Genomic DNA, 14,277 nt, shown 5'->3' on the forward strand with positions numbered 1-14,277 from the left:
CGCTCATGACCATGCCGCCCGCCCAGGCATCGACCCCGCCACCGACCAGGCAGGGCCGGGCCAAGCCGATGTCCGTCGACGACCGGCGGGCCGCGATCGCCGCGGCCACCGTGCCCCTGCTCTCGCAGTACGGTCGCGACGTCACGACCCGGCAGATCGCGGAGGCGGCCGGTGTCGCCGAGGGCACGCTCTTCCGCGTGTTCGACAACAAGGAGGCGATCATCGACGCGGCCGTCGAGGTGTTCCTCGACCCCGAGCCGTTCCGCGAGGCGCTGCGCCGCATCGACCCGGGCCTGCCGCTCGACCTCAAGATGCGCCTCGTCATCGACCGCTTCCAGGACCGCTTCAGCGGCATCTTCGGCGTCTTCGCCGCGCTCGGCGCCCGGCCGCGCCCGCCGCAGTCGATCGACCCCGGCGCGATCGTCGCCATCTTCGAGCACCTGCTCGCGCCCGAGCTCGAACGACTGCGGGTGCCGCCCGCCGACGTGTTCGCGTTCGTGCGCATCATCGCGTTCTCGTCGGCGATGCCGCAGTTCGCCCAGACCACCGGCCTCGACTCCGACCGGCTCGCCGACCTCATCGTGCACGGCATCATCGGCCGGCGCGACACCGCCGCCGAGGCATCCGCCGCGCCCGCAGACCACCCCGCCACCCGAACCGCCGCCCCGAGGGGAACCGAACCATGCTGCTGAAACTGCTGCGAACGTACCTGCGCCCGTACCGCTGGCTCGTCGCCGCCGTGATCTTCTTCCAGCTCGTGCAGTCGATCGCATCGCTGTACCTGCCGAGCCTCAACGCCGACATCATCGACGACGGCGTCGCCACCGGCGACACGGGCTTCATCCTCTCGACCGGCGCGGTCATGCTCGGCATCACGCTCGTGCAGGTCGCCGCCTCGATCACGGCGGTCTACTTCGGTGCGAAGACCGCCATGGGCCTCGGGCGCGACGTGCGCCGCTCGGTGTTCCGCCGGGTCGCCGACTTCAGCGAGCAGGAGGTGTCGCGATTCGGCGCTCCGAGCCTCATCACCCGCTCGACGAACGACGTGCAGCAGGTGCAGATGCTCGTGCTCATGAGCTGCACCATCCTCGTCTCGGCGCCCATCCTCGCGATCGGCGGCGTGATCATGGCGCTCAAGGAGGACCTCGCGCTGTCGTGGATCATGGTCGTCGCCGTACCCGTGCTGCTCATCTCGGTCGGGCTCATCATCAGCCGCATGGTGCCGCTCTTCCAGTCGATGCAGCGCAAGATCGACGGCGTCAACCGCGTGCTGCGCGAGCAGCTGACCGGTATCCGCGTCATCCGCGCGTTCGTGCGCGAAGGCGTCGAGTCGGAGCGCTTCGACGACGCCAACGACGCGCTCACCGACACGGCGCTGAAGGCCGGCCGGCTGTTCGCGCTCGTCTTCCCGATCGTCATGCTCGTGCTCAACCTCTCGAGCATCGCCGTGCTGTGGTTCGGCGCGTTCCGCGTCGAGGACGGGTCGATGCAGGTCGGGTCGCTCACGGCGTTCCTCAGCTACCTCATCCAGATCCTGATGGCGGTCATGATGGCGACGATGATCGCGTTCCTGCTGCCGCGCGCGGTCGTCTCGGCCGGCCGCATCGGCGAGGTCCTCGAGACCGAGTCGACGGTGCACGACCCGGTGCAGCCGGTCATCGCGCTCACGGCGCCGGGCACCGTCGAGTTCCGGGGCGTGAGCTTCGCCTACCCGGGAGCCGAGGCACCCGTGCTGCACGACCTCAGCTTCACGGCCCGCCCCGGCGAGGTGACCGCGATCATCGGCTCGACGGGCGTCGGCAAGACGACGATCGTGAACCTCGCCGCTCGGCTCTTCGACGCGACGAGCGGCAGCGTGCTCGTCGGCGGCGTCGACGTGCGCGATCTCGACCCCGAGCTGCTCAACGCGCAGTTCGCCCTCGTGCCCCAGAAGCCCTACCTGTTCGCCGGGACCGTCGGCTCGACCCTCAGGTACGGCGACCCGGATGCCTCGGACGACGAGCTGTGGGCGGCGCTCGAGACCGCCCAGGGGCGCGACTTCGTCGCCGCCATGCCGGGCGGCCTCGACGCCCCCATCGCGCAGGGCGGCACGAACGTGTCGGGCGGTCAGCGGCAGCGCCTCTCGATCGCGAGGGCGCTCGTGAAGCGACCGCCGATCTACCTCTTCGACGACTCGTTCTCGGCGCTCGACACCGCGACCGACCAGCGGCTCCGCGCCGCACTCCAGCGCGACGTCGCCGACGCCACGATGATCGTCGTCGCGCAGCGCGTCGCGACGATCACGGGCGCCGACCAGATCCTCGTCGTCGAAGACGGCCGCATCACCGCTCGCGGCACCCATGACGAGCTGCTCGAGACCTCGCAGGCGTACGCCGAGATCGTCGAGAGCCAGCTGAGCGCAGAGGAGGCGGCAGCGTGAGCGAGCAGAAGACCGAGGCGGCGGCGACGCCGCGCCCGCCGGTGCGTCGCGGGCCGATGGGCGGCGGCCCGATGGCGGGCATGGGCATGCCCGCCGAGAAGTCGATGAACTTCGGCCCGAGCGCGAAGCGGCTCATCGGGCGGCTGAAGCCGGAGCGTGCACTCGTCGTGCTCGTCATCCTGCTCGGCGTCGTGAGCGTCGTGTTCAGCGTGCTGGGCCCGAAGATCCTCGGCCAGGCGACGAACATCATCTTCGAGGGGTTCGTCTCGCTGCAGATGCCCGCGGGAGTCACCCAGCAGCAGGTCGTCGACCAGTTGCGCGCCTCGGGCGACACCCAGCAGGCCGACATGATCGCGTCGATGCAGAACATCGTGCCGGGGCAGGGCATCGACTTCGCCGCGCTCGCCGCGGTGCTCGGACTCGTGCTGCTGCTCTACGTGCTCGCCTCGCTGTTCGGCTGGGCGCAGGCGTATGTGCTGAACGGCGTGACGCAGCGCACGGTCTACCGGCTGCGCCGCGAGGTCGAGGAGAAGATCCACCGGCTTCCGCTGTCGTACTTCGACAAGATGCAGCGCGGCGAACTGCTCTCGCGGGTGACGAACGACATCGACAACATCTCGCAGACCCTGCAGCAGACGATGAGCCAGCTGCTCACGTCGCTCCTCACGGTCGTCGGCGTGCTCGTCATGATGTTCGTCATCTCGCCGCTGCTCGCGGTGATCGCGCTCGTGACGATCCCGTTGACCCTGCTCATCACGACGATCATCGCGAAGCGGTCGCAGAAGCAGTTCATCGCCCAGTGGACGCACACGGGCACGCTCAACGCCCGCATCGAGGAGGCCTACTCGGGCCACGCCCTCGTGCGCGTCTTCGGGCGGCGCCACGAGGTCGAGCAGTCGTTCGACGAGAAGAACGAGGAACTCTACACGGCGAGCTTCGGCGCCCAGTTCGTGAGCGGCATCATCATGCCCGCCATGATGTTCGTCGGCAACCTCGTCTACGTCGCGATCGCCGTCGTCGGCGGGCTCATGGTCGCCGGCGGCTCGATCTCGCTCGGCGACGTGCAGGCGTTCATCCAGTACTCGCGCCAGTTCACGCAGCCGCTCAGCCAGCTCGGCTCCATGGCGAACCTGCTGCAGTCGGGCGTCGCGAGCGCCGAGCGCGTGTTCGAGCTGCTCGACGCCGACGAGCAGGTGGTCGACCCCGAAGAGCCCGAGGTGCCCGAGGCCGCGCCCGGCGAGGCATCCGGTCGCCTGGTGTTCGAGGACGTGTCGTTCAGCTACGACCCCGGGAAGCCGCTCATCGAGCACCTCTCGCTGACCGCGGAGCCCGGGCAGTCGATCGCGATCGTCGGGCCGACCGGCGCCGGCAAGACGACGCTCGTGAACCTCATCATGCGGTTCTACGAGCTCGACGCCGGGCGAATCACGCTCGACGGCGTCGACATCACGCGCATGACGCGCGACGAGCTGCGCGGGCGCATGGGCATGGTGCTGCAGGACACGTGGCTGTTCTCGGGCACCATCCGCGAGAACATCGCCTACGGCCGGCCGGATGCCTCGGAGGAGGAGATCCTCGAGGCCGCCCGCGCGACCTACGTCGACCGATTCGTGCGCACGCTGCCCGACGGGTACGACACCGTGCTCGACGACGAGGCCTCCAACCTCTCGGCGGGCGAGCGTCAGCTCGTCACGATCGCGCGTGCGTTCCTCGCGCAGCCGGCCGTGCTGATCCTCGACGAGGCGACGAGCTCGGTCGACACCCGTACCGAGCTGCTGCTGCAGCACGCGATGAACGCGCTGCGCGCCGATCGCACGTCGTTCGTGATCGCGCACCGGCTGTCGACGATCCGCGACGCCGACCTGATCCTCGTGATGGAGTCGGGCCGCATCGTCGAGCAGGGCACGCACTCGGGTCTGCTCGCCGCGGGCGGTGCGTACGCGCGGCTCTACCAGGCCCAGTTCGCGGCGCCGGTCGACGGCGAGGAGGAGACGGCCCGCGAGGACGAGCGCGACGCGGAGGCGGTGGAGTCGGCGACCGCCGAACCGGAGACGGGCGCGATCGAGGCGCTCGGGTAGGGGAGGGGCGGATACGCCGCGGCGCCCGTCAGGGGGCCGCCGTCGGAATCGTCAGGAAGAACTCGGCGAAGGCCGGGTCGCTGAACGCCACCACGTAGGTCACGATCATCACGACGATGAACGCGACGACGCCGGCGAGCAGCGGGATCCACCACGAGCTGGTGCCGGCCCGCATGCGTGCGCGCGACCAGACGAGTGCCCCGAACCAGAGTGCGAGCTGCGCGATCACGCCGACGGCGATCGCGATGGGCGTCACGGGCCCGGCGTTGAACTCGGTCGGCGGCGTGGTGCCGAGCATCGAGGCCGTCAGTTGCAGCGACTGGAGCATGCTCGACGGCAGGGAGACGAGCGAGAGCACGTTGTAGACGGCGCCCATCGCGCCGAAGACGAGGAGCGCGACCGTCCAGGCGCGGTCGGTCGGCCGGGCGACCGCGCCGGGCCGGGCGTACGCCGGGACGGGGGCGCCGGCGGAGCGTGCCGAACCGGCTGCCGGGCCGGCAGCGTCGGGCGCGTGGTTCGTGCCGGCCGAGTGGGGGTCGGCGGGCGGCTGCCAGGTCCACCCCTCCGGGGCGTACTCGCCGTATCTCGGACGAGGCCGCTCGTCGGCGGACGGCGTGACCGGCGGCTGCGGGGCAGCGGCACCGGCCACGGCGTCGTCGGGCGTACGAGCGGCCTCGTCGGGAGTCATCCGGTGCCCTACGCGGTGATCGACTGGCCGGCGGACCCGAGCTGACGGGTCGACTCACCCACGCGCACGGCCATCGCCGACTCGGCGACCTTGCCCCACGCCCGCGGGTCGTACTGCTTCTTGTTGCCGACCGAACCGTCGACCTTCAGCACGCCGTCGTAGTTCTGGAACATGTAGCCGGCGATCGAACGCGTGAACGCGTACTGCGTGTCGGTGTCGATGTTCATCTTCACGACGCCGTTCGCAACGGCTTCGGCGATCTCGGCGTCGGTCGAGCCCGAACCGCCGTGGAAGACGAGGTCGAGCGGCTTCTCACCGGTGCCGTACTTGGCGGCGAGGCCGTCCTGGATCTCCTTGAGGAGCGCAGGACGCAGCTTCACGTTGCCCGGTGCGTAGACGCCGTGCACGTTGCCGAAGGTGAGGGCGGCCATGTAGCGGCCCTGCTCGCCGAGGCCGAGCGCCTCGACCGTCGCGATCGCGTCCTCGAGGGTCGTGTAGAGCGCCTCGTTGGAGCCCTCGTGCTTGACGCCGTCCTCCTCGCCGCCGACGACGCCGATCTCGACTTCGAGGATCGCGTTGATCGCCTTCATGCGGGGGAGGATCTCCTTCGCGATGTCGAGGTTCTCGGTGAGCGGCACGGCCGAGCCGTCCCACATGTGCGACTGGAAGATGGGGTTGCGACCCGCCTTCACCTCGGCCTCGGAGGCCTCGATGAGCGGGAAGACGAAGTCGGCGAGCGCCGGCTTCGGGCAGTGGTCGGTGTGGAGGGCCACGGTGACGGGGTACGACTTCGCGACCTCGTGCGCGAAGCGCGCGAAGGCGAGGGCGCCCGTCGCGCGGGCCTTCACGGTGTGGCCGGCGAAGTAGTCGGCGCCGCCCGTCGTGACCTGGATGATGCCGTCCGAACCCGCCTCGGTGAGGCCCTGGAGCACCGCGTTCAGGGTCTGCGAGCTCGAGACGTTGAAGGCGGGGAACGCGAAGCCCTTGGCCTTCGCGGTGTCCAGCATCTCGGCGTACTGCTCGGGGGTGGCGATGGGCATGGTGCTCCTTCGATGACGACAGTGGGTTCGGCACGAGTCTAACGACTCGCGAGCAAGGCTCAGATGTTGATGACCTGCGGCGCGCGGCGGACGATGAACGGCGGGCAGGATGGGCTCATGACTTCGTCGCTCGTGCCCGCCGTCGCGCGGGCCGCCGCCGCCTGCCTGCCCCTCATCGGCTCCGGCGACGGCCACGCGGTCGACGCCGTGGCGGTCGCCGCGATGCGCGCCGCGCTCGCCGACGTGCCGTTCGACGGGAGGGTCGTCGTCGGCGAGGGGGAAAAGGACGATGCGCCGATGCTGCACCGGGGGGAGCGGTTCGGTCGTGCACGGCCGGGCGACCCTGCGATCGACATCGCGGTCGACCCCGTCGACGGCACCCGGCTCGCCGCCGCCGGTCGCCCCGGTGCGATGGCGGTCATCGCGGTGGCACCGCGCGGCGGACTGTTCGATCTCGGGCCGGCGCACTACCTCGAGAAGCTCGTCACGTGGGTGCCCGGCATCACGGCGCCGGATGCCTCGGAGGGAGGCATCGCGGGCGCGGTCGTGCGGGTCGTGACCGCCGCCGCGGCGCGGCGCGGTGTTGCGCCGGACGAGGTGCTGGTCGCCGTGCAGGATCGACCTCGCAATCGGCCGTACGCCGAGGCGGTCGAAGCAGCGGGCGGTCGGGTCGAGCTGTTCGAGCACGGCGACGTCGAGCTGAGCCTCCGGGTGCTGCACGGCCGGTCGTCCGCATCGCGCACCGACGGCGAACAGGGTGGAATCGCCGGCCTCGACGCGGTGGTCGGCATCGGCGGGGCGCCCGAAGGCGTCATCGTGGCGACCGGCGCACGTGCACTCGGCGGTTCGATGCTGGCCCGGTTCGCGCCGCAGTCGGAGCGCGAGCGGGTCGGCGTGCTCGCCCACCTCGCGGGCGTCCGCCCGATCGACGACGTCGTGGCTCTCGACGTCCTCTGCGCCGCGCCGGTCGAGGCCGTCGACCTGCTCCTCGCCGCGGTCACGGACTGCGAGATCGGCGTCTCGCTGCCCGGCGTGCTGGCGATGCCGGGTGGGGCACGGGTGCACCGCTGGTCGACCTCCGAACGCGTGGCCGGGTGGGTCGACTTGCTCGACGGTTAAGAATCGTCGAACTTGCGCGCCGTGGGCCGCCGAATTTCATCGGATGGCGCGGTCGGCTCGTTAGGCTCGAAACGGCGGGATCACCGCCGATCGGCGCGCCGCGGCACGACCACGGCGCAGACGCGTCCTGGAGGACCCCGCTCATGAGCAACGAAGCCAGCCTGTTCCACCACCCCGATCGCAACCTCGCGCTCGAGCTCGTGCGGGCGACTGAGGCGGCGGCGATCCGAGCGGTGCCGTGGATCGGCAAGGGCGACAAGAACGCGGCCGACGGCGCGGCCGTCGACGCGATGCGCGCGTTCCTCTCGACCGTCGACTTCGACGGCGTCATCGTGATCGGCGAGGGTGAGAAGGACGAGGCGCCGATGCTCTTCAACGGCGAGCGCGTCGGCTCGGGCAACGGACCGGCCTGCGACATCGCCGTCGACCCGATCGACGGCACCTCGCTCACGGCCGCGGGCCGATCGCACGCGCTGTCGGTGCTCGCCGTGTCGGACCGTGGCACGATGCTCGACGCCTCGAGCGTGTTCTACATGGACAAGATCGTGACCGGGCCTGCGGGTCACGGGGTCGTCGACATCCGCAAGCCCATCGGTGACAACATCCGTGCGCTGGCCGCGGCGCTCGGCAAGGACGTCGGAGACATCCTCGTCGCGGTGCTCGACCGCCCGCGCCACGAGCAGCTCATCGCCGACATCCGCGCGGCGGGCGCCGGCACCCGCCTCATCCTCGACGGCGACGTCGCGGGCGGCATCAACGCGGCCCGCAGCGGCAGCCGCATCGACATGTGCGTCGGCATCGGCGGCAGCCCCGAGGGCATCACGACGGCCTGCGCCGTCAAGGCGCTCGGCGGCTTCATGCAGGGCCGGCTGGCGCCGAAGGACGACGCCGAGCGCGAGCGGGGCATCGCCGCCGGCCTCGACGTCGACGCGGTGCTCGAGATCGACGACATGGTGCGCGGCGACAACACCTTCTTCGTCGCGACCGGCGTCACCGACGGCGCGCTCGTCGCCGGCGTGAAGCGCGAGGGCGACTACATCGTCACCGAGTCGGTCGTGCTGCGCTCGAAGTCGGGAACGCTGCGGCGGATCCAGGCGGAGCACCTCGCCTCGAAGTGGCTCGACGAGGACTGAGGCTCGTCAGGGCTCGTTCCGTCGCTCCGGGGGCTTTCCCGGAGGTCGGAGTTCGGCAGGGCTCTCGAGTTGCGGGAGTGCGCCCCGAACGAGTTCGCGCGGGAGCGCAGCGCATCGTGCGCTCCGCGCGGCCTTGCCGCGGTGCACGGGACCTGCGAGGCTCGGCGCAGGGTGTCCGCACGCTGCGTGCACTCGACCCGAGGGGGAGCCATGGTGCAGATGCTGGACGCGTTTCCGGGACTCGCGGTCGACGACATCGACGCGGCGCGGAACTTCTACCGTGACGTGATCGGGCTCGATGTCGCCGATGACATGGGCGGTCTTCGCCTGACGCTGCCGTCGGGCCAGACCTTGTTCGTGTACGGCAAGCCCGATCACGAACCCGCCGGCTTCACGGTGCTGAACTTCGTCGTCGCGGACGTCGACGCCGCAGCCGACGAGCTCAACGCCGCCGGTGTGGTGACGAAGATCTACGCGGGCGACCTGGACTACGGAACCGATGAGCGCGGCATCGCGCACGGCCGCGAGGCAGGGACGGGACCCGACATCTGCTGGTTCCGCGACCCCGCGGGGAACGTGCTCAGCGTGCTGCAGCCCTGAGACGCCCGCGTCGGCGCTACGTGCGCGCGCTCGCGCCGCTGCGCTCGCGCGACGGGTCGACGCCCGCCGGCGACCGCGCGCTCGTGCAACGCACGCCGCCGTCGGACCGCGTCAGTTCGAGGCTGAACGGACCTCGGGGTCGATGTCGGCGCCTTCGAAGGCGTCATCGAGCGGAAGCAGCGCGTCGTCGCCCTCGTCGAAGGCGGTGGTCGGCGTGGCGCGGTCGACCGCTTCGCTCGCGGCGACCTGGGCCGCGTGGTCGTCACTCTGGATCGGGTCGTCGGCGACCGGGGCGGGGACGGCCGCCTCACCCTCGGTCAGTTCGGGCGAGGTGAGGCGACGCGGCGACTCGTGGATCGACTGCGGCTCGGCGACGGACACGAGCTTCGCCTCGTTGATGCCCGGGAACTGGCGTGCGGTCACGAGCACCCTCGACTCGAGCGAGCTCGCGAACTTGTTGTAGCTGTCGACCGTGCGCTCGATCGCCTTGCGCAGACCGTCGGCGTGACCGGCGAGCACGCCGATGCGCTGGTAGAGGGTGTTGCCGAGGTCGAACAGCTTCTTCGCTTCGTCGGAGACGGCCTGCTGCTGCCACGCGTAGTCGATCGTCTTGAGCACCGCGAACAGGTTGACGGGCGACGCGAGGGCGACCCGACGTTCGAAGGCGTAGTTGAGGAGCGTGGCGTCGGCCTCGAGCGCGGCGGAGAGCAGCGACTCGTTCGGGATGAACGCGATCACGAACTCGGGCGAGGCGTCGAAGCCCTGCCAGTACGTCTTCTTCGAGAGCGCGTCGATGTGCAGGCGAACCGCCTTGACGTGCCGTTCGATGAGCGACTTGCGCCGCGCCGCCTCTTCGCCCACGGCCGTCTCGGGGATCGAGGACGCCTCGATGTAGTGCTCGAGCGGCACCTTCGAGTCGAGCGGGATGTACTTGCCGCCGGGGAGGTAGACGACCATGTCGGGACGCCCACGGCCCGCATCGGTCGAGATCGAGTGCTGCACACCGAAATCGACGTGCTCGAGCAGGCCCGCGGCCTCGACCACCCGGCGCAGCTGCGTCTCGCCCCAGACTCCGCGCGTGCTGTTGGAGCGCAGGGCGCTCGCGAGCGACTCGGTCGTCGCCCGCAGCCGCTCGTCGGCGGCCTGGGCCTGCTTGAGCTGCTCGGCCAGCGAGCCGTATTGGGAGCTGCGCTGCTGCTCGAGCTCCGAGACCTTCTGCTGCATGCTCGCGAGCGTCTCGCGCACGGGGCTCAGCGCCTGCAGCACCGCGCTCTCGCGCTTCTCGCGCTCGGCCCGCTCGGCCTGGTCGGCCCGCTGCTGCTCGGCCGCATCGCGCTGCTGCGCCCGCTGCTGGTCGAGCTGCTCGCGCAGCCCGTCGACGGCGGCCGACGCGGCGGCGAGGTCGGCGCGCAGCTCGGCCTGGGTCTGCTGCTCGGCCGCGACGGCGCGAGCGAGCGCGGCTTCGCCCGCGGCCCGGAGTTCGACGAGCTCGCGCTCGTGCCGCGCGGCGACGAGCGCGGGGTCTTCGACGACCGTCGCGTCGACCGGTGACCCGGCGGCGCGTCGCTGCGCGAGGAACCACGCGCCGAGCGCGCCGAGCGCGATGCCGACGACGAGGCCGATGATGAGCAGCAGGATCTCCATGCCACGAGTGTCGCAGGGGCCGCCGACATCGGGGGCGAGGCGCTCGGGGGAGCGGGGTCTCGACGCCGATGGTCGCGGTGGTCTCGATACGGCGCAGCGCGCCTACTCGACCGCCGGAGCCCGCACGGCCGCCGGCCGCGCCGCGCCGAGCATGCCGACGCGCACGCCCGTGATGCGCGCGAGCGCATCGAGGTCGTCGGCGTCGTGCCGCTGCGCGGCGTGCGCCATGATCGCCGCGCACGCCGCGGCGTCGTCGAGGGCGTTGTGGTGCGAGAAGTCCTCGAAGCCCGCGGCCATCGCCGCGACGGGCAGGCGGTAGGAGTCGAGGTGGTACGTCTTGCGGGCGACTTGCAGGCTGCAGAGGTAGCGGTGGGAGGGCGCCTCGAGGCCGAAGGCCTCGCTCGTCTTCGCGATCACGCCCATGTCGAAGGTCGCGTTGTGGGCGACCAGCCAGTCGTCGCCCGTGAACTCGCGGAACTCGTCGAGGCGCGCGGCCCAGCCCGAGGCGTCCGCGACCATGTCGGGCGTGATGCCGTGGATGCGGACGTTCCACTCGTTGAACTCGTCGTGGGGGAACGGGGGGCGCAGCAGCCAGTACGCCCGGTCGACGACGCGCCCGTCGCGTACCTTGACCAGCCCGACCGAACAGGCCGAGGCGCCGGAGGAGTTCGCGGTCTCGAAGTCGATGGCGGTGAAATCCACTGGCATGCGGGCATCGTCGCACGGCCCGCCGACGGTTGACGGATGCCTCGCCGCCGGCATGGAATGGGGACCATGAATCCCCTCGGCCCCGAGAACGAGCATGCCGCGCGATCGTTCGGCTCCGCGGCATCCGTGTATCACGCGGCCAGGCCGGGCTACCCCGCCGAGGCGGTCGCGTGGCTCGTGGGCGATGCGAAGCGCGTGCTCGACCTCGGCGCGGGCACCGGGAAGCTGACCCAGGCGCTCGTCGAACTCGATCGGGAGGTGATCGCGGTCGACCCCGTGGAGGAGATGCTCGACGAGCTCGAGATCGCCGTGCCCGGGGTGCCGCGCATCCTCGGCACGGCGGAGGACATCCCGATCGAGGACGACGCCGTCGACGCGGTCGTGGTCGGGCAGGCGTGGCACTGGTTCATCCCCGAGCGCGCGGTGCCCGAGATCGCGCGCGTGCTGCGCCCGGACGGCGTGCTCGGCCTCGTCTGGAACAGCCGGGACACGAGTGTCGGCTGGCTGCGCGAGGCCGGCGAGATCATGCAGGAGCGCCACGACGCGAGCGCCGGCTTCGAGGAGTACGTGCGCATCGGCGCACCGTTCGGCCCGATCGAGGAGCACACGGTGGCCTGGGCGGCGCGGATGAGCCGCGACGGCTTCCTCGACCTCGTGCGCTCGCGCTCGACCTTCATCACCGCCGGCGCCGTCGAGCAGGCCGACACGATCGCGAAGCTCGAGGAACTGCTCGCCCGGCATCCCGATCTCGTCGGCCGAGACGAGCTCGAGGTGCCGTACCTGACGCGCTGCTTCCGGGCGCGGCTCGCCTGATCGACATCCCTGCGCGGCGGATGCCCCGGGGCCGACGCCGCTCGCAGGCGATCAGGCCGCCGCGGCGACGAACCGTCCGAGCACGAACTCCCACCCGGTGACGTAGCGGTCCCGCACGTCGCCGTCTCGGCGCTTCGCCCAGCCCGTGTGCACGAGCGTGAGGGCGCAGCCGGCCGCGTCGGCCGCGAACGCGACGGCGACCTCCGTCGCCTCCTCGGGTCCGAGGGCGGGATGCCACGTGAAGGCGAGCGCGTGCGGCGGCTGCCATCCGGTGATCGTGCCCCACACGCTCGTCGAGCCGTCGCGCAGCGTCTCGACGATGAGCCCGCCGACCCGGCCGTCGATCGCGAGGTCGACCGCGTCCTCGTGGCCGGCCGAGTGGGTCGCGAGCGGCCACCACTCGGCGATGCGGGCGGTGAAGAGCTCGAACGCCCGGTCGGGTGCGAGCGGCACGTGCACGGTCTTCACGATCGCGTCGGCCGGAGGGGCGGGCTCGCCCGGGATGTCGTCCTTGATGACGTCCTCGTTCACGATGACTCCTTCGATTCGCGTTCCGCGGCTTCCGCGAAGCGGGAGAGCGCGGCCGACCAGAACTCGTCGAGCCAGCCGCGCAGGGCCTCGGCGCCGCGGTCGTCGAGGCGGTAGATGTTGCGGGTGCCGACCGCGTCGTGCGTGACGAGGCCGCTGCTCGCGAGCACCCGCAGGTGCTGCGAGACGGCGGGCCGGCTCACGGGCAGTCCAGCGGCGACCTCGCCGACCGAGAGCGGCCCCGAGGTCGCCAGCAGTTCGACGATGCGGCGCCGGGTCGGGTCTCCGAGCGCGTCGAGCACTTGGTAAGCCTCCACGAACGGTAAGCTACCACTTACTGGTGCGCCGAGGCAAGTGCCGGCGCGAGGCATCCGCGCCACCGCGCTCATGGGCCCGCCATCACCGGACCGGTACGATAGACCCCCGTGGCTCTCACTATCGGCATCGTCGGCCTGCCCAACGTCGGCAAGTCCACCCTCTTCAACGCCCTCACCAAGAACCAGGTGCTCGCGGCGAACTACCCGTTCGCGACGATCGAGCCCAACATCGGCGTGGTGAACCTGCCCGACCCGCGCCTCGAGCAGCTGGCCTCGATCTTCGGCTCGGAGCGCATCCTGCCCGCGGCCGTGTCGTTCGTCGACATCGCCGGCATCGTCCGCGGAGCCTCCGAGGGCGAGGGCCTCGGCAACAAGTTCCTCGCGAACATCCGCGAGGCCGACGCGATCGCCCAGGTCGTGCGCGGGTTCAGCGACTCCGACGTCGTGCACGTCGACGGCGCGGTCGACCCCAAGGCCGACATGGAGACCATCAACACCGAACTCATCCTCGCCGACCTCGAGACCCTCGAGCGCGCCATCACGCGCTATGAGAAGGAGGTCAAGGGCAAGAAGCTCGACCCCTCGGTGCTCGCCGCTGCGAAGGAGGCGCTCGAGGTGCTGCAGGCCGGCACCCCGCTCTCGGCGTCGAAGGTCGACATCGCCCCGATCAAGGAGCTCGGGCTGCTGACCGCCAAGCCCTTCATCTACGTCTTCAACGTCGACGAGGCGGTGCTCACGGATGCCGCGAAGAAGGCAGAGCTCGCGGCGCTCGTCGCTCCCGCCGAGGCGGTGTTCCTCGACGCGAAGATCGAGTCGGAGCTCATCGACCTCGACCCCGCGGATGCGGCCGAGCTGCTCGCCTCGACCGGACAGGACGAGTCGGGCCTCGACCAGCTCGCGCGCGTCGGCTTCGACACGCTGGGCCTCCAGACCTACCTCACCGCCGGCCCCAAGGAGTCGCGCGCGTGGACGATCCACAAGGGCGACAAGGCCCCGCAGGCTGCCGGCGTCATCCACACCGACTTCGAGCGCGGCTTCATCAAGGCCGAGGTCATCTCGTTCGCCGACCTCGTCGAGACCGGTTCGGTCGCCGAGGCCCGTGCCAAGGGCAAGGCCCGCATGGAGGGCAAGGACTACGTCATGCAGGACGGCGACGTGGTGGAGTTCCGCTTCAACGTGTGAGTCTTCCG

At 71.0% G+C, this 14,277-nt stretch carries 14 protein-coding genes; 8 read left to right on the forward strand and 6 right to left on the reverse strand.

Annotated features, from left to right (window positions below; all coding sequences use genetic code 11):
* Positions 1–5: 5 nt before the first annotated feature.
* From ACFWGP_RS16310 to ACFWGP_RS16320, 3 genes are read left to right on the forward strand one after another with little or no spacing between them, the layout of a single operon-like run.
* Positions 6–692: a TetR/AcrR family transcriptional regulator gene (locus ACFWGP_RS16310; RefSeq protein WP_231430417.1), complete on the forward strand. Its 687-nt coding sequence runs from the start codon at positions 6–8 to the stop codon at positions 690–692.
* Positions 683–2,419 (forward strand): ABC transporter ATP-binding protein, encoded by a 1,737-nt coding sequence (locus ACFWGP_RS16315; protein WP_275505648.1) that lies wholly within the window; start codon positions 683–685, stop codon positions 2,417–2,419. The genes ACFWGP_RS16310 and ACFWGP_RS16315 overlap by 10 nt, the downstream gene beginning before the upstream one ends.
* Positions 2,420–2,475: 56 nt before the next feature.
* Entirely contained in the window at positions 2,476–4,497 is a 2,022-nt protein-coding gene (locus ACFWGP_RS16320) for an ABC transporter ATP-binding protein (RefSeq protein ID WP_376931464.1), read from the forward strand.
* A 28-nt stretch (positions 4,498–4,525) separates the two neighbouring features.
* Here ACFWGP_RS16320 and ACFWGP_RS16325 read toward each other — a convergent pair whose 3' ends face one another.
* Together ACFWGP_RS16325 and fbaA are read right to left on the reverse strand one after the other, a co-directional pair.
* Positions 4,526–5,185: a DUF6264 family protein gene (locus ACFWGP_RS16325; protein WP_376931366.1), complete on the reverse strand. Its 660-nt coding sequence runs from the start codon at positions 5,183–5,185 to the stop codon at positions 4,526–4,528.
* A gap of 8 nt (positions 5,186–5,193) precedes the next feature.
* Positions 5,194–6,225 carry a class II fructose-bisphosphate aldolase gene (gene fbaA, locus ACFWGP_RS16330; protein ID WP_231430422.1) on the reverse strand — a complete coding sequence of 344 codons (1,032 nt, stop codon included), beginning with the start codon at positions 6,223–6,225 and terminating at the stop codon, positions 5,194–5,196.
* A gap of 117 nt (positions 6,226–6,342) precedes the next feature.
* Here fbaA and ACFWGP_RS16335 point away from each other — a divergent pair, with 117 nt between their 5' ends.
* From ACFWGP_RS16335 to ACFWGP_RS16345, 3 genes are all read left to right on the forward strand, one after another.
* Positions 6,343–7,344 carry a fructose-bisphosphatase class II gene (locus ACFWGP_RS16335; RefSeq protein ID WP_376931367.1) on the forward strand — a complete coding sequence of 334 codons (1,002 nt, stop codon included), beginning with the start codon at positions 6,343–6,345 and terminating at the stop codon, positions 7,342–7,344.
* 143 nt (positions 7,345–7,487) lie between these two features.
* Positions 7,488–8,477, forward strand: coding sequence for a class II fructose-bisphosphatase (gene glpX / locus ACFWGP_RS16340; protein WP_231430425.1), 990 nt, complete (start codon positions 7,488–7,490; stop codon positions 8,475–8,477).
* A gap of 210 nt (positions 8,478–8,687) precedes the next feature.
* Positions 8,688–9,077: a VOC family protein gene (locus tag ACFWGP_RS16345; protein WP_231430426.1), complete on the forward strand. Its 390-nt coding sequence runs from the start codon at positions 8,688–8,690 to the stop codon at positions 9,075–9,077.
* 111 nt (positions 9,078–9,188) lie between these two features.
* On the opposite strand, the gene rmuC is transcribed toward ACFWGP_RS16345, so the two are convergent.
* Both rmuC and ACFWGP_RS16355 read right to left on the reverse strand, forming a co-directional pair.
* On the reverse strand, positions 9,189–10,721 hold the full coding sequence (gene rmuC, locus ACFWGP_RS16350) for a DNA recombination protein RmuC (protein WP_376931368.1): 1,533 nt from the start codon (positions 10,719–10,721) through the stop codon (positions 9,189–9,191).
* 102 nt (positions 10,722–10,823) lie between these two features.
* Complete coding sequence (locus ACFWGP_RS16355) at positions 10,824–11,429, reverse strand: 3'-5' exonuclease (RefSeq protein WP_231430430.1); 606 nt, start codon at positions 11,427–11,429, stop codon at positions 10,824–10,826.
* A gap of 66 nt (positions 11,430–11,495) precedes the next feature.
* Here ACFWGP_RS16355 and ACFWGP_RS16360 point away from each other — a divergent pair, with 66 nt between their 5' ends.
* Positions 11,496–12,242, forward strand: coding sequence for a class I SAM-dependent methyltransferase (locus tag ACFWGP_RS16360; RefSeq protein ID WP_231430432.1), 747 nt, complete (start codon positions 11,496–11,498; stop codon positions 12,240–12,242).
* 51 nt (positions 12,243–12,293) lie between these two features.
* Here the strand turns inward: ACFWGP_RS16360 and ACFWGP_RS16365 are convergent, their stop codons facing one another.
* The gene (locus tag ACFWGP_RS16365; RefSeq protein WP_376931369.1) at positions 12,294–12,773 is read right to left on the reverse strand and encodes an SRPBCC domain-containing protein; all 480 of its coding nucleotides are present in this window, start codon (positions 12,771–12,773) and stop codon (positions 12,294–12,296) included.
* Positions 12,770–13,087, reverse strand: a complete 318-nt coding sequence (locus ACFWGP_RS16370; protein ID WP_231430436.1) for a helix-turn-helix transcriptional regulator — start codon at positions 13,085–13,087, stop codon at positions 12,770–12,772. The genes ACFWGP_RS16365 and ACFWGP_RS16370 overlap by 4 nt, the downstream gene beginning before the upstream one ends.
* A 108-nt stretch (positions 13,088–13,195) precedes the next feature.
* On the opposite strand from ACFWGP_RS16370, the gene ychF reads away from it, so the two are divergent.
* The gene (gene ychF / locus ACFWGP_RS16375) at positions 13,196–14,269 is read left to right on the forward strand and encodes a redox-regulated ATPase YchF (protein ID WP_231430438.1); all 1,074 of its coding nucleotides are present in this window, start codon (positions 13,196–13,198) and stop codon (positions 14,267–14,269) included.
* Positions 14,270–14,277 lie beyond the last annotated feature (8 nt).

The organism is Agromyces sp. NPDC127015, from assembly GCF_042725165.1.
GTDB classification, from domain to species: domain Bacteria; phylum Actinomycetota; class Actinomycetes; order Actinomycetales; family Microbacteriaceae; genus Agromyces; species Agromyces chromiiresistens.

Excerpts from the sequence above, each read along its gene's own strand:
- ACFWGP_RS16325 (WP_376931366.1), bottom strand. The coding sequence starts at position 5,185 with ATGACTCCCGACGAGGCCGCTCGTACGCCCGACGACGCCGTGGCCGGT.
- ACFWGP_RS16355 (WP_231430430.1), bottom strand. The coding sequence starts at position 11,429 with ATGCCAGTGGATTTCACCGCCATCGACTTCGAGACCGCGAACTCCTCC.
- ACFWGP_RS16345 (WP_231430426.1), top strand. The coding sequence starts at position 8,688 with ATGGTGCAGATGCTGGACGCGTTTCCGGGACTCGCGGTCGACGACATC.
- ACFWGP_RS16320 (WP_376931464.1), top strand. The coding sequence starts at position 2,476 with ATGGGCGGCGGCCCGATGGCGGGCATGGGCATGCCCGCCGAGAAGTCG.
- rmuC (WP_376931368.1), bottom strand. The coding sequence starts at position 10,721 with ATGGAGATCCTGCTGCTCATCATCGGCCTCGTCGTCGGCATCGCGCTC.
- ACFWGP_RS16335 (WP_376931367.1), top strand. The coding sequence starts at position 6,343 with ATGACTTCGTCGCTCGTGCCCGCCGTCGCGCGGGCCGCCGCCGCCTGC.
- fbaA (WP_231430422.1), bottom strand. The coding sequence starts at position 6,225 with ATGCCCATCGCCACCCCCGAGCAGTACGCCGAGATGCTGGACACCGCG.
- ACFWGP_RS16360 (WP_231430432.1), top strand. The coding sequence starts at position 11,496 with ATGAATCCCCTCGGCCCCGAGAACGAGCATGCCGCGCGATCGTTCGGC.
- ACFWGP_RS16315 (WP_275505648.1), top strand. The coding sequence starts at position 683 with ATGCTGCTGAAACTGCTGCGAACGTACCTGCGCCCGTACCGCTGGCTC.
- ACFWGP_RS16310 (WP_231430417.1), top strand. The coding sequence starts at position 6 with ATGACCATGCCGCCCGCCCAGGCATCGACCCCGCCACCGACCAGGCAG.
- glpX (WP_231430425.1), top strand. The coding sequence starts at position 7,488 with ATGAGCAACGAAGCCAGCCTGTTCCACCACCCCGATCGCAACCTCGCG.